Annotated in this window: 12 protein-coding genes and 1 tRNA gene; 6 read left to right on the top strand and 7 right to left on the bottom strand. The window is 37.3% G+C overall.

The genetic code is table 11. The features are described 5' to 3' along the window. The first annotated feature begins 51 nt into the window (after positions 1-51). The 4 genes from KJS44_RS14565 to KJS44_RS10390 all read left to right on the top strand — a co-directional run bounded on the left by KJS44_RS14565 (position 52) and on the right by KJS44_RS10390 (position 4291). Positions 52-1398 (top strand): EAL domain-containing protein, encoded by a 1347-nt coding sequence (locus KJS44_RS14565; protein ID WP_226897115.1) that lies wholly within the window; start codon positions 52-54, stop codon positions 1396-1398. A 225-nt stretch (positions 1399-1623) separates the two neighbouring features. Continuing rightward, positions 1624-2034, top strand: coding sequence for an Hsp20/alpha crystallin family protein (locus KJS44_RS10380; RefSeq protein ID WP_008687481.1), 411 nt, complete (start codon positions 1624-1626; stop codon positions 2032-2034). A gap of 28 nt (positions 2035-2062) precedes the next feature. Next, complete coding sequence (locus KJS44_RS10385) at positions 2063-2455, top strand: Hsp20/alpha crystallin family protein (RefSeq protein ID WP_034798248.1); 393 nt, start codon at positions 2063-2065, stop codon at positions 2453-2455. Between the two features lie 99 nt (positions 2456-2554). After that, positions 2555-4291 (top strand): DUF1653 domain-containing protein, encoded by a 1737-nt coding sequence (locus tag KJS44_RS10390; protein WP_008687479.1) that lies wholly within the window; start codon positions 2555-2557, stop codon positions 4289-4291. 171 nt (positions 4292-4462) lie between these two features. Here the strand turns inward: KJS44_RS10390 and KJS44_RS10395 are convergent, their stop codons facing one another. From KJS44_RS10395 to KJS44_RS10415, 5 genes are read right to left on the bottom strand one after another with little or no spacing between them, the layout of a single operon-like run. Beyond that, positions 4463-5668, bottom strand: coding sequence for a S41 family peptidase (locus KJS44_RS10395; RefSeq protein WP_008687478.1), 1206 nt, complete (start codon positions 5666-5668; stop codon positions 4463-4465). A gap of 6 nt (positions 5669-5674) precedes the next feature. Beyond that, positions 5675-6793 (bottom strand): hypothetical protein, encoded by a 1119-nt coding sequence (locus KJS44_RS10400; RefSeq protein ID WP_008687477.1) that lies wholly within the window; start codon positions 6791-6793, stop codon positions 5675-5677. After that, a complete protein-coding gene (locus KJS44_RS10405; protein ID WP_008687475.1) occupies positions 6786-7673 on the bottom strand; it encodes a DUF4097 family beta strand repeat-containing protein in 888 nt (295 codons plus the stop codon). Before KJS44_RS10405 ends, KJS44_RS10400 begins: the two co-directional genes overlap by 8 nt. Continuing rightward, a complete protein-coding gene (locus KJS44_RS10410) occupies positions 7660-8274 on the bottom strand; it encodes a DUF1700 domain-containing protein (protein WP_008687474.1) in 615 nt (204 codons plus the stop codon). The genes KJS44_RS10405 and KJS44_RS10410 overlap by 14 nt, the downstream gene beginning before the upstream one ends. Beyond that, positions 8267-8587 carry a PadR family transcriptional regulator gene (locus KJS44_RS10415; RefSeq protein WP_008687473.1) on the bottom strand — a complete coding sequence of 107 codons (321 nt, stop codon included), beginning with the start codon at positions 8585-8587 and terminating at the stop codon, positions 8267-8269. The genes KJS44_RS10410 and KJS44_RS10415 overlap by 8 nt, the downstream gene beginning before the upstream one ends. A 331-nt stretch (positions 8588-8918) precedes the next feature. On the opposite strand from KJS44_RS10415, the gene KJS44_RS10420 reads away from it, so the two are divergent. Continuing rightward, positions 8919-8994, top strand: a tRNA-Glu gene (locus KJS44_RS10420). A 144-nt stretch (positions 8995-9138) separates the two neighbouring features. On the opposite strand, the gene KJS44_RS10425 is transcribed toward KJS44_RS10420, so the two are convergent. Next, positions 9139-10500 carry a hypothetical protein gene (locus KJS44_RS10425; RefSeq protein WP_008687472.1) on the bottom strand — a complete coding sequence of 454 codons (1362 nt, stop codon included), beginning with the start codon at positions 10498-10500 and terminating at the stop codon, positions 9139-9141. Positions 10501-10805: 305 nt separating this feature from the next. Between KJS44_RS10425 and KJS44_RS10430 the strand changes: the two genes are divergently transcribed. Further along, a complete protein-coding gene (locus KJS44_RS10430; RefSeq protein WP_008687471.1) occupies positions 10806-12191 on the top strand; it encodes a S1C family serine protease in 1386 nt (461 codons plus the stop codon). 213 nt (positions 12192-12404) lie between these two features. Here the strand turns inward: KJS44_RS10430 and malQ are convergent, their stop codons facing one another. Then, positions 12405-13880 carry a 4-alpha-glucanotransferase gene (malQ, locus tag KJS44_RS10435; RefSeq protein WP_008687470.1) on the bottom strand — a complete coding sequence of 492 codons (1476 nt, stop codon included), beginning with the start codon at positions 13878-13880 and terminating at the stop codon, positions 12405-12407. Positions 13881-13887: the final 7 nt, after the last annotated feature.

Consider the following 13887-nt stretch of genomic DNA (forward strand, 5'->3'; position numbering starts at 1 on the left):
GAACAAACATGTTGGCTGCGTTTCCTCATCAATCGTGTCGAAGGAAATCGTGTGATTGTCGTCAGCGATGTGACTTTGGAAATACAAGAAAAAGAACATCTGATGTATGAACGTGATCATGATGTGCTGACCCAACTATTGAATCGCAGAGCTTTCCGTGTCCATTGTGAAGCAATACTGAAACAAGCTGATTTGAAAACCTGCGCCATGGTATTATGGGATCTTGACAATTTAAAACTTGTTAATGATACCTACGGTCATGATGCCGGTGACCATTTGATTTGTGCACTTGCAGATGTACTACAAAAGGAACGCGGACCTAACTGTATCGCAGCTCGTATGGCTGGTGATGAATTCCTCTTATTCTATCACCATTTTGAAAATGAAGAAGCCATTTTGAAACATATCCGTCATATTCATGAAGTTGTTAATGAAACGGAAATGCATTTCGGCAATGACGATATTACCCGTGTAAAAGTATCTGCCGGCATTTCTTGGATGCCAAAAGATGCTATGGATTTTGATACCTTGATAAAACATGCAGATTTTGCAATGTATGAGGTAAAAAACACACAAAAAGGAAATATCCGTACCTTTAGTGAAGAACATTATCTTCACAACAACTTAATATTTGATGGCCGTCAGGAACTGATGAATATCTTAGAAGAGCAACGTGTCAGCTATGCTTTCCAGCCAATTGTTGATGCCAAAACTGGTGCTGTACTAGGTTTTGAAGCCCTTATGCGTCCTAATAGTGATATTCTAAAAACACCATCCGATGTCATGCAAGTCGCCAAAACACAAAAACAATTGCACCGTGTGGAGTATATGACCTGGACACAATCTTTATCCCATTTCAGTCAACAGGTAGCGATTGATAAACAATGGAAATTATTCATTAATAGTATCCCTAGTATACCGATGCTTGACGAAATTAAACAATACCTAGAAGAACACTATCATGAATATCTTTCCAAAATTGTTATTGAATTATTGGAAAGCGAAGAAATCGAACATTCCTATATGCTAAGCAAACAAGACTTCTGTCGCCGCTGGCATGCCCAAACAGCTTTAGATGACTTTGGCAGTGGCTATAGCAGTGATCACCGCTTATTCAACGCACAAGCAGACTATGTCAAGATCGATATGGAATTCATTACAAATATCGCCCACGATAAAGGACGCCAAATGCTTGTAAAAAGCGTTGTCAGCTTTGCTCACAGCCATGATATCAAGGTAATTGCAGAAGGCGTTGAAACACATGAGGATCTGGTATATCTGATACAGCACGATATCGATTATCTTCAAGGATATTATATTGCAAAACCTGCTTATGCTATTAAAGATATTGAAGAAAGCAAACAGCAAGAAATCCGCGCTATTTATAAAGAGATATAGAAGAATCGAAAAGCGATTCTTCTTTTCTTATGTCTTCCTCAAGATGCCCTATGATGGCGTAAAGGAAAATCCTATGCAAACAAACTTTGACATAATTTCACAAAATCTTTTTAGCACTCTAGTGTTGACAGTGCTAAAACAAGTGCTATAATATAAGCGAAGATAAGGTAAGACCTTATCGGGTAGTGTTTCATAAATATGAAAACAAAAAAAGAGGCGATGTATATGAAACGGCTGCCAGGATTATTCAATGACTCATTCGATGAAGTGTTTAAAGATCCTTTCTTTTCTCGCAATATGGAGTATATGAAAACCGATATTCGTGAGAAAGATAACACCTATATCTTGGAAGTAGAACTTCCTGGATATCAAAAAGAAGATATTCATATGGAATTACAAAATGGATATCTCAGCATTCAAGCTGCCCATCATCAGGTAAAGGAAGATAAAGATGATAAGGGTAATCTGATTCGTCAGGAACGCTATAGCGGGACATGCAAGAGAAGCTTTTATGTCGGTGATAACCTGATGGAAAGTGATATCCATGCCAGCTTCCAAAACGGTGAATTAACAATTACATTCCCTAAGGAGGCTCCTGAAAAGGTCGAAGAATCACGTTTCATCCCAATTGAGTAACGTATAAAAAAGGAAGGTGTATCGTATGATGAAATTATTACCAGGTTTATTTAGTGATGCATTTGATGACATGTTTTATGATCGCAGTAATATGAAAACCGATATCCGCATGAAGGATGGCAATTATGTATTGGATATGGAATTGCCTGGATATCAGAAAGAAAACATTCAGATGGAACTTAAGGAAGGCTATTTAACCATCCATGCATCCCGCAATACAACAAATGAAGAAAAGGATGCCAAAGGCAATCTGATTCGCCAGGAACGTTTCTCAGGCTCTTGTTCAAGAAGTTTCTATGTCGGCGAAGGCATTACGCAGGAGGATATTAAAGCAAGCTTTGATAACGGAGAGTTGCATGTGCTGATTCCGAAAGAAGCGCCTAAGAAGGTCGAAGAAAAACGTTTCATTCCAATTGATTAACTATGCTAAACAGGGTATTGAAAACCCTGTTTTCTTTTTATCAATGAACAAATTGATAGAAATATATGCTATACTAATACCATGAGGTGAAAAATTTTTATGAAATCATGGACAAAGGATGCAGTGTTTTATCATATCTATCCACTAGGTTTTTGTGGATGTGAGCAGTTCCATCAAGAGCAACAAACAAGTCGTATTTTAAAAATTAAAGAATGGATTCCCCATTTACAAAAAATGCATATCAATGCCTTATATTTAGGGCCTGTATTTGAAAGTTATGAACATGGTTATGATACAAGTGATTATCGCAAAGTAGACAATCGGTTAGGCAGCAATGCTGATTTTCGGGAAGTTTGTGATGCTTTGCATAAAGCCGGCATTCGCATCGTATTAGATGGCGTTTTCAATCATGTAGGGCGTTATTTTTGGGCATTTCGTGATGTTATGGAAAAGCGTGAACAATCCCCTTACTGCAATTGGTTCCATAATCTAAACTTTCAATGGGATAACCCCATGCATGATGGATTTACCTATGATACATGGGAAGGACATTACAATTTAGTTAAATTGAATTTACAAAATGAAGAAGTTGTTCAGTATTTATTAGAAAGTATTGCGATGTGGATGGATGATTTCCACATTGATGGTTTGCGCTTAGATGCTGCAGATTGTATTGACCCTGCCTTCTTTCGACGCTTAAAACAATTTTGTGAAGAACATAATCCTGATTTTTGGTTAATGGGTGAGATTATCCATGGTGATTATAACCGTTGGGCAAATCCGGATATGTTAGATTCAGTAACCAACTATGAATGTTATAAAGGTTTGTATTCTTCACACAACGAAAAGAATTATTTTGAAATTGCTTATTCCTTAAACCGTCAGTTTGGTGGTAATGGAGGTATTTATAAGGATCTAGTTCTATATGATTTTGTGGATAATCATGATGTAAATCGTTTAGCTAGTACGGTAAAGGAAGAACGTGATCTGGCAAATATTTATACCATGTTATATGCAATGCCGGGGATTCCATCAATTTATTATGGTAGTGAATATGGCATCAAAGGCACAAAACATGATGGCAGTGATGCCGATATCCGCCCTTGTTTAACTTTGACAGAGCTTGCGACAGAAAATACGGCATTATTTTCTCATATCTGCAAACTGGGAAAAGCTTATGACGCTTTACCGGCCTTAAAGCATGGCGATTATCAGCAAGTTATCGTACGCAATCAACAGTTTGTCTTCGCTCGTAAAACGACTGAACAATGCGTATATGCAATTTTCAATGTCAGTGATGAAAGTGCTGATATTGATTTTCCAGTACAATCTGCACATTTATATGACATGTTAAATGAAAAAGCCTACAATTGCTTGGAACATCATTTTATCATTTCGATGCCTGCTAAAAGCTCCATGCTGCTGGTGGAGAAGGAAGATGTAGCAGCTGTTTCTTCAACACCAAGTGATAAAGCAGTAACCTTGCACAACACAGAAACACAAAATGAAACTACGACGAAAAAGAATGCATCAGTGCAGGACGCAACAGCTGTACCAAAAGCTCCGCTTCCAAAAGCAGATGGTTATCCAGAAGAAGATGCTTCACAGCTTGCCATAACAACACCTTCTATTCCTCTTGGCGTTTATCAACACTACAAAGGAAAACGTTATGCTTTATTATATATTGCAAAACATTCAGAAAATGAAGAAGCTTACGCGGTTTATCGACAGCTGTATGGCGATGGTAAGGTATGGGTAAGACCATTGCGTATGTTTGTTGAAGAGATTGAAGTTGATGGTGAGAAAACACCTCGTTTTACGTATCTTAAACCCTAGTAAAAAAAAGTCCAAGCGGACTTTTTTTTATACATTATCATTTTTCATACTTTATCATATTAAATTATGCAAGATAGATGCCATACAATAACTTCTTATGACAAACCTTTGTCCATCTACCAAATACTCTAGATGATAGCTTTTTTAAATTCTGGATTATTTCATAATGACTTATTTACCATGTGCTGCAATAAGCTGCAAGGTTGTTTGAATACAAACATCCTCTTTCGTGCTGACTTCATTAACGGTCGTTGACTTAACGTGCACATCCGGCTGTGTCTTGATCTCATCGTTGATATTTCCATCTTCATCTACACCTAAGCATATAGCCATACGTATCACTATGCCGCTGTTAGGCAATGCAAATAATACAGGATCACTTCCAATACCATCTCCGCCACTCACTCCTCCAACAATCGTTGCTGCTTTGCTTTGTTTTAGAAAGTTAGCCAGCATTTCACTAGAAGAGTACACATTTTCATCAATCAACAGATAGATTGGTTTCTTAAAACGAATGCTATCTTTCGCTGGTACCACCTTCATATCACCTACAATGCCATGTGAGAATTGAGAAAATTCTGATTTTGGGAAGCGGATGTTTGGAAGTTTCATATCCGTAATACGTTCTCCTTCAATCATGTTGGCATATTCCCCATCTTTCAAGAAGACATAAGAAGTTACCGTGATTGTTTTATCCACGATCTTTGGCAATAACATTTCAGACCAATATAGCGAGTTCCCTCCACCATTGCCCCGGATATCCAAGATCAATGCCTTTGCGGATTGATTTGCTTTTAAAAAGGAGGCGAGCATTTCTTCATCTTTTTTACTCGTTTCCAGAGATAACATTTTAGGAATGCGGATATACATAACCTGTCCATCTAATAGAAGTGCTTTTGCATTTACCGTAACATTCTCATCCGTTGCTGCATTTGGTAAAACATAATCACAGAACTGCTTCTCATCAAAGCCATAGTGTTCATAAACAGCTTTTGTTTTCAACTTTTTTATCATCTGATAACGATAATCCCTAGGTTGTTTCGCAAAACTTTGTTCATATAGTTTCATGGTATACATCAGCGATTGTGTATCTTGTATGCGCTGTGTATGACCATTGTGTAATTTTTCCAATACACCATCAATAATATTCTCAAAATCATTCATAGATGTACAACTTTCCACCTTATCACGTGCTGCTTTTTTTGCCTTCTCCCATTGCAAATTAGACAAACGTTCACTCATTTCTAAAAATGGATAATTTTCTTCAATGGTTTTGATGAAATAATCAAAATCCTTCAGATATTTTTGTTCGTTAGTACGGGAACAACTGCTTATGAATAGTACCAAAAGTAGTGATATCATCATGATTTTACGCATACACTTCTATCCCCTTTCAACCTGTTTTTCTTTTATCTTCATAAGTACTTTATTTTTAAGCTCTCTGATACATTCATAGGATAATGGCATAGCTGCCTTAATCTCTTCGACAAAGGAAGTTGGGAAATAGGCTGCCGTTTGTAAAACTGACAACAACATCATTTCGCGGCAATTTTTGATAATAAAGCGGCAAACTTGCTCATCCTGAATGTGTGTGAAAACGACCTTTTCAAGGAAAACCCATAGTTTTTCCAATAAGGCTTTGCGTTCTGCCTTATTACATATAGTAGCTAAGGTATGATGGTGATGCTGATCATCTTCTACAACATCTTGTAAATCATCTGCTACCTGTAAAGTAAAGCCAAACAGCATACAAAACTCCTGTTGCACATCACTTAAATGCCCATCGATTAAATAACCATCCGCTAAGACGCTAGTACCACCTTTCCAAATGGAAATTTCAAGTACGTCCTTCTCAGGTATCGTTTGCTGTTGACGCAAAGATTGTTGCTGTCCCTCTTGGATCAAATATAGGCTTTGATACACATCTTGATAACTTGATGGTGCATACTGATGTTCTATTTTTTCCACCAATTGATGCATCTTATTGGCATACGGATGTGCAAAAGCTTCTGTATGATGATGCAGTCGCCGCATGAACCAGTGATTAAAAGCCTTCTTTTCTTCCTTATCCATAAGGGTATCGTCTAACACATTATCAGAATATGGATACAGCATACTATAACCAAACATGGCTTGATGATATTGTATGGGTTTTTGAAAAGCAACTTCTAACATCCAAATGATCCACATATTGCGTAGTGCCTGAAATACCTCTTCAGCGTGAAGATTTTCATCAAAAGCTTTCGCATCATCAATAAATTTTTGGGTGCAAGTTTCAAATTGCTGCTGATCTTGTTTAGACATCCAAGAGATATCAAGGAATGCAGGAAGCAATGCTTTAATTTCCTGCACATCCTCTGTCATATGACTAAGCTGTTCCTGTAGTTTTGCTTCATTATGTTTTCTTTCCGTTTCATCATATGGTGGAAAAGAAAGTGGCTTTCCAGAAGTTTGCTTCCAAAACAACTTTGTGCTTTCGCATAGTGTCTGAATATCACGCATGATCAAAAGCGATTTCCACACTGCCAGCCTGGCAGTCAATATCTAGTTGATTTTTCGCATCATTACGTACACTGATTTCATTCGATAATCCACTATAGTCTTGCTCTCCAAGTTCAACAGAGCCCACTTCATTTTTTATCTGATACCCATACTGATTCTCTTTATCTTGTAAGTACAGATTTACACTACCGGCCTGACAATCAATTTTCGTTTTACCGCGTAAATCACCGGAAACATCAATACTTCCTGCCTGTACATCAAATTCGCTGTGCTCACTCACCATTTCTTTCATATCTATGCTGCCCGCCTGCGCTGACAGTTCCATTTTACGTGAAACTTGTACCTTTTGCATTTCTACTTCTGTAGCGTCACCATCTACTATCAGATCTTTTAAACGCAGACCTTGAACCGTTAAATGACCTGTGGAAGCATCAATTTCTAACTTTTTCAATAAGTCCTCTTTTTTCAATGTGATATCCAAACGTGCTTTATGTAGAAAATGTTTATTTTTCACATCTACTTTCATGGTATTTGTACTCCTAGAAACACTAACCTGATTTTCATAAATATTGGAAAAACGCAAGCTGTTGTTATCACCCACACGTATCGTTGTGTTCACGGCTGCTACGTTTAATTCTAACTTGTCTACATCATCAAAAGTTTGTGAGAATGTTTTCGTTTTTGAAATGTCTTCAGCGACCTCTTCAAGGTGAATACCAAAGCTACCATGAAAGGGCCACCAAGGAGCTGTTTGGTTATCAACTCGTAAATAGGCAATATCCCCATTTTGCACAATTCCCATGCCAATGCAGAAAGCACCGATGATGACACAAATTATGGAAATGATTAAAGTTACTTTTATCCCATTATGCTTTTTCATAATGCTTTCCCTCCTTTGCTTTGTGATAAAGGTTTGTTACAAGTCGCATGAATGCCGGCAACAAAGTACGAATCAACCAGATAAATAATAAGAGCAGCAAGATTCCCAATCCGATACATAACAAACCTCCGCCAATGGCAATCAATGCATTGCCTGGTGTTTCTAAATGATAAAATCCATTAACAAGTAAGGGAAAGCCTGTAAATGCAATCGCTCCTACGGATGCAAGACCGGCGATAGCAAAGGCTCCTATTGTTATAAATAGAGCAAATATCACTGCAACCAATGCCAACAGCAAAGGCAATGCGATGGGTAATGCACAGATACCAAGAATAATTGCAATAATGCTTTTTAGAGAAGATTTCTTGGTTGTATTTTGGTCATTTGCAAATGTCGTGTTATGACGTCGTATTTCTGCATCAGCTCTTATCTGTGCCGCAAATTTGTAAGGTGAACCAAGATCGGCTATGACCTGTTGCTCATTCCCTTCACCTGCATCATCAAAATATTCTTCACAATAAGATAATGCATCTTCTATTTCATCTTGTGATAATCCCTTTAAACGAACCCGAAGTTCTTCTAGATATTGTTGTTTACTCATCACAAACGCCTCCCTCTAAAATGTCTGTAATTTTACTGGAAAATTGTTTCCATTCCTCTACATATTCCTCATATTTGACTCTTCCTGTTTCTGTTAAACGATAATATCGTCTATTTCTGCCCATATGCTGCTGGTCATATGTCTCTAAATACCCATCTCGCATCAATCGACGCAAAACCGGATATAGTGTAGATTCACTCACGCTCATCACTACTTTTACTTCCTGGGTAAGCCGATATCCATATGTGTCTTCTTTATGCAAGGTCGCTAAAACACAAGCATCCAGCAATGCTGATCCAAGCTGAAATGTCATATACATCACCTTTCTTCCACAATATTATACATCGTATAGTATTATAATTCAATATATATTATATTTTAATTAATTAAATATGTAAAAACGCATAACATATAAAAATGCAGAGCTATTAATCATAAGCCATCTACTCTTATGAAAGAAACATTGTTGATGTAAAAACCTTAGTATACTCTTAAAATAAATGCGCATTTTTAAAGATTACCATAAGTAAGTAAAAAGTGTATTAAGCTCCATCTGATAAATAGTCTGGCGGATATTAATTTTTTACAAAAAGTTCTTGACGCTTAAAACCTATTTTGTTATAATTACGTGGCAACAGTTAAATGGCGCGTTGGAGAAACGGTTAACTCACATGCCTTTCACGCATGCACTCACGGGTTCGAATCCCGTACGCGTCACCAGTTAAATATATAAGGTAAGTTCAAGTGAACTTACCTTTTTTCAATAAGCGGGATGAGAAACACGTTACGGCTGTTTGGGCATGTGAGTTTTGATAAGTACATAAAAAAGACTGTTGTTTTTGATCAACAGTCCTTTATGCTCAACTATTTATTAATAATATCCATGATATTCTGATAATATGTGTAGCGTCCATCTACGTACTGTAAAGACTCATAAGCCAACGCTTTTGCTTTATTAAAGTCAATATCTTCATAAACAGATGCAAAGCGATAATAGATATAATCTTTGATTTGATTATCTCGTAAGATATAACCATAACATTCATCACCGTGCTGGAAATCACCATGCTTGATATATAAATCAGCAACATCCATCAAAATACGCAACTGATATTTTGTAAATAAATCATAATATTGAGATAATACGGCATATGCGAAATCTTCATAAAATTTCACATCGTCATACTGCCAATCTGGCAATATAGCATATGCCAAATCAAAGAAGTGTGCAACAAATGCATCAACATCTGCACCAATCAATTCGCTGACAATCGCTGAATCCCCTATATTCTTGCGCTGACCAATCATTAGCAATTTTTCACAAATCTTAAATTCCTTCAGATATTCAGCAGCATTTACTTCAGCATCTTCACTGATTGTAGTCTTAACCGCTGTATTCATATCCTTCTTAATATCTTTATAATCCATTGCTTTAATGTCCATAGTATCAGCCACCTTACCTAAAGTTACAGCCACTAAGTCGGTATCATAACCATCTTTTTCGTAAGCAAAGTCTGCATTCTTTAAGTTATTTCCCTCAATGATATCTTTCTCTAGTTTCTTAATGTCAGCCTCATCCATCAAGAAACGTGCATAATCTTCATACACATGCTGTACACCCATGGCTTGCATACGCTGGATGCATTCTTCTAAAGACAACACTTCATAGACAGCGGTTTTTTCCTTCTTTGTTGGTTTTTTGGCAGCTTTCTTAGCAGCTGGCTTCTTTTCATTAACTGTCTCCGTTTTTTTCACAGCCGATTTTTTTTCTTCTTTCGCTTCTACTTTTTTCGTTTCCGCTTTCTTTGTACTCTTCTTAACCGGTGTTTCTTCTTTTTTAGGTTCTTCCTTAACGCTCTTTTTAGTAGCAGGCGTTTCTTTCTTCGCCGCTTTGACCGTTTTGGTTTCTTCCTTTTTCACCGTTTTTGCACTCTTTGTTTCAGCTTTTGTACTCTTTGTTTCTGCTTTGGTTTCCTTTTTTACGGTTTTCTTAGGTTCTTCTTTCACAGTTAGTTTTTCTGGTTCCTTTGCTACCGTAATTTTTTCTGGTTCTTTTGCAGCTGTGATCTTTTTAGGTTCTTTTGCAGTCGTAAGTTTTTTAGCCTCTGGTTTTACGGCAATACTTTTAACTTCTTCGCTCTTTGTTTCTTTTTTAACAGTTTCAGCTTTTGCTGCAGCACTTTTCTTTGCTGTTGCTGTCATTTTCTTTTTACTGGTGTTTGCCATGTGTAATTCCCTCCCACATTTTCTTTTTATATATAAATACGAAAGTATACCGACGTTTACGAACGAATATGTATGATACACATTCCATTGTTATTATAGCATAGTTAAATGTCGTATTTAAGTAAGAAAAGGGGAATCCTTTACTTTTTGGCATTTTTTTCGTGATTTTATCCCGTTTTTCACATATTTCCATCCAACTTTGAAAAAAATTCATCTGATTTTCACATATTTATAAAATTTTTTTGAGATAATCTATCTGTATACTAAAAGGCGTAAAGAAAACATACTTAAAGGAGGAGCAGTATATGAACGAAAATGAAAACAGTAATGTCGAAAACATGAATAACAAAGATGAAAACAAGTATGATGAGACTGTAGTAAATGAAACAGTCACTGACACTGAGGAAGAAACAAGTACTCAAAAAGAGCCAGTAAAAGAAGAAACGACGTTAGAAGAAGATGTAAAACAAGAAGAAACCACTTCGACTGAAGAAGCACTGACTGACAATGGAAAGCAGCCAAAAGTGCCTTTCATAAAAAAGCATAAAAGCGGTGTTATGATGTCAGGTTGTTTCCTGTTGGCTTTAGCCGGTGGATTTGGCGGTACTTTAGCTGCCAATCATATCAATGGTAATGGCGGTGTCATCATGTATCAATCTGCCAACACCACAAAAACTACAACAACAGCAGCCAATGGTGACACGATGAGCATTAAACAAATCACCGAAGCTGCCGCAAACAGCGTCGTTGAAATTAAAACCGAATCGGTGTCCACGAATAGTTTCTTTCCTCAAGCAGTATCATCTGGAGCCGGTAGTGGTGTTATCTTAACCAAAGATGGCTATATTGTCACGAACAACCATGTCATTGATGGTGCTGATAAAGTCACTGTGACAACAAAAGATGGAAAATCTTATAATGCTAAATTGATTGGGACCGATGCATCCACCGATTTAGCTGTCATTAAAATCGAAGCCAGCAATCTTTCTCCTGCTGTAATGGGAAAATCCAGCAAGTTGGAAGTTGGTGATACGGCGGTTGCTATCGGAAATCCATTAGGTGAATTAGGTGGAACCGTAACTTCTGGTATCATCTCTGCTTTAGATCGTGAAATTACCGTTGATAATCAGAAAATGCATTTATTACAAACGAATGCTGCTATCAATCCAGGTAATTCCGGCGGTGGTTTGTTTAATGATCGAGGTGAACTGATAGGTATTGTTAATGCCAAATCCAGTGGCAACAATATTGAGGGTCTTGGTTTTGCTATTCCGATTGACCGAGCGAAAGATGTCATTGAAAATCTGATTGAAAATGGGTATGTAAAAGGCCGTGCTTCTTTAGGAGTTACCCTTTCAACCGCAACAAATCCTTATGGTGAAAGCATGTCTGCTGTTTACATCGCTAAAGTGGAAAGTGGTAAAGCCGCAGACAAAGCAGGTTTAGAAGTCGGTGATCAGATTTTAAAGGTAGACGGTAAGAAGGTTAGCGATATTGCGGATGTAAAAACTGCCGTAAATAGTCATAAAGCCGGAGAAACCATGACAATGAATATACTTAGAAATAATGAAACGAAGACCATCAAGGTGACACTTGGTGAAGCTGACGCATCAACAACCACTTCCAATAATGAAAAATCGCAACAATCCGATCAACAAAATGGGATGGATCCATTTTCCAACTTTAATTAATCGCTATATAAAAACTGCACATGACGATATGTGCAGTTTTTGATTTTCACTATAAATAAATTACTATATCAGCTTTTTGCTTTGTGTCACAAAACTTAGAATTATAGCATGGGAAGGAATATAAAAAGGCAAACTAATTTGCCTTTTTATATATGACGATTCTGAATAAGAAATTTTTCCGTTCCTCATGAAATGATGATTTAGCATCATTACTTAATGATCTCTGCCGGTTTCCCTGATCCAATCACCAAGCTTTGGTAACAATTCATAAAAGGTTTTTAAGTTCTTCAGTTTCCATTCCCAATTAGGTGAACCTATTGTCCCCGGTGTATTGATCCTGCCTTCTTTTTTCAATCCCAGAATATCCTGTACTGGTAAGATGACAACTTCTGCCGCACTGTTTAGGCAATAGCGAATAACCAGTTCGTGGAAATTACGGTTTTCATAGCCACAGTTGTGAAAATATCTACGCAGTGCAATTTTACGGTTTTGCGGTAAATCTTGATAAAAACCTTCCAGCGTATCATTATCATGAGTGCCGGTATATAAAATCACATGCTCTCTGCGTTTTTTCTTTAATTGCTTTGGAACCAATTCAAATTCAGCAACATTCATTCCTAATAAGTGATAATGATCTCGCAGCTTATGCACCTGCTTGCGCAAATCACCCAAATCTTCAGCGACGATTTGAATATCAGGCATCTGACGATATACTTCATCAAAGAAGTCATAAGCCGGTCCGCTTATCCATTCTCCAACCTGTGCCGTAGGACATTCCACCGGAATCTTCCAATACGTATCAAATGCCCGAAAATGATCGATACGGGTGATATCAAAGTTGGCAGCACTCCATGCTAAACGCTTCATCCAGAAATCATAATGCTGCTTTTTCATCTGTTTCCAATGATAAATTGGATTTCCCCAACGTTGACCATCCTCACTGAAATAGTCAGGTGGTACTCCGGCGATAAAAGTTGGATAACCATCTGCATCCAATAAGAATTCTTCTTGACGTTGCCACACATCGGCACTGTCTAAACCGACATAGAATGGCATATCACCCATAATCTTAACACCTTTGGCATTCGCATATTCTTTTATGCCTGCCCATTGTTTATAAAAGATAAATTGTAGAAACTCCTCATAACGGATTTCATTTTCAAGGCTTTGTAAAGAGTAGTGGCGATCAATGATCCACTCCCGTTGCTCCTTAGGCCATTGTTGCCAAGGCTTATCATCATTTTGTTTCTTTAAGGTAATAAAGACCGCATATGGATACAGCCATTCTGATTGTGACGTAAACAGTTGATACTCCTGTTCAAACTCATGAAAATTTTTTTGAAACGTTTTAAATGCCTTTCTTAAATAAGGCTCTTTGAATTTGCGCACGCCTTCATAATCTACACGTTCACTAAATTTATTATAGTTACGAATAGAGCTTTGTTTTAAAAGCCCATAATCAGCTAATGTATCTATACTGATGTATAGCTCATCTCCGGCAAAGGAAGAATACGGCTGATATGGTGAATTCCCATATCCGACAGGATTCAATGGCAATATCTGCCAAATATGAATATGCTGCTTTGCGATTGCATCAATCAAGCGATACGTATGCTTGCCAAAATCACCGATACCCTGATTTGACGGCAGTGAAAAAATCGGTAGTAAGATTCCTGTAGTCCGTTCCATGTGACCC

This window comes from Longicatena caecimuris, assembly GCF_018406465.1.
GTDB classification, from domain to species: domain Bacteria; phylum Bacillota_I; class Bacilli_A; order Erysipelotrichales; family Erysipelotrichaceae; genus Longicatena; species Longicatena caecimuris.

Bases quoted from the DNA above. Each gene is read 5' to 3' on its own strand.
- KJS44_RS10380 (WP_008687481.1), top strand. From the start codon at position 1,624: ATGAAACGGCTGCCAGGATTATTCAATGACTCATTCGATGAAGTGTTT.
- KJS44_RS10385 (WP_034798248.1), top strand. From the start codon at position 2,063: ATGAAATTATTACCAGGTTTATTTAGTGATGCATTTGATGACATGTTT.
- KJS44_RS10390 (WP_008687479.1), top strand. From the start codon at position 2,555: ATGAAATCATGGACAAAGGATGCAGTGTTTTATCATATCTATCCACTA.
- KJS44_RS10395 (WP_008687478.1), bottom strand. From the start codon at position 5,668: ATGCGTAAAATCATGATGATATCACTACTTTTGGTACTATTCATAAGC.
- KJS44_RS10400 (WP_008687477.1), bottom strand. From the start codon at position 6,793: ATGCGTGATATTCAGACACTATGCGAAAGCACAAAGTTGTTTTGGAAG.
- KJS44_RS10405 (WP_008687475.1), bottom strand. From the start codon at position 7,673: ATGAAAAAGCATAATGGGATAAAAGTAACTTTAATCATTTCCATAATT.
- KJS44_RS10410 (WP_008687474.1), bottom strand. From the start codon at position 8,274: ATGAGTAAACAACAATATCTAGAAGAACTTCGGGTTCGTTTAAAGGGA.
- KJS44_RS10415 (WP_008687473.1), bottom strand. From the start codon at position 8,587: ATGACATTTCAGCTTGGATCAGCATTGCTGGATGCTTGTGTTTTAGCG.
- KJS44_RS10425 (WP_008687472.1), bottom strand. From the start codon at position 10,500: ATGGCAAACACCAGTAAAAAGAAAATGACAGCAACAGCAAAGAAAAGT.
- KJS44_RS10430 (WP_008687471.1), top strand. From the start codon at position 10,806: ATGAACGAAAATGAAAACAGTAATGTCGAAAACATGAATAACAAAGAT.
- malQ (WP_008687470.1), bottom strand. From the start codon at position 13,880: ATGGAACGGACTACAGGAATCTTACTACCGATTTTTTCACTGCCGTCA.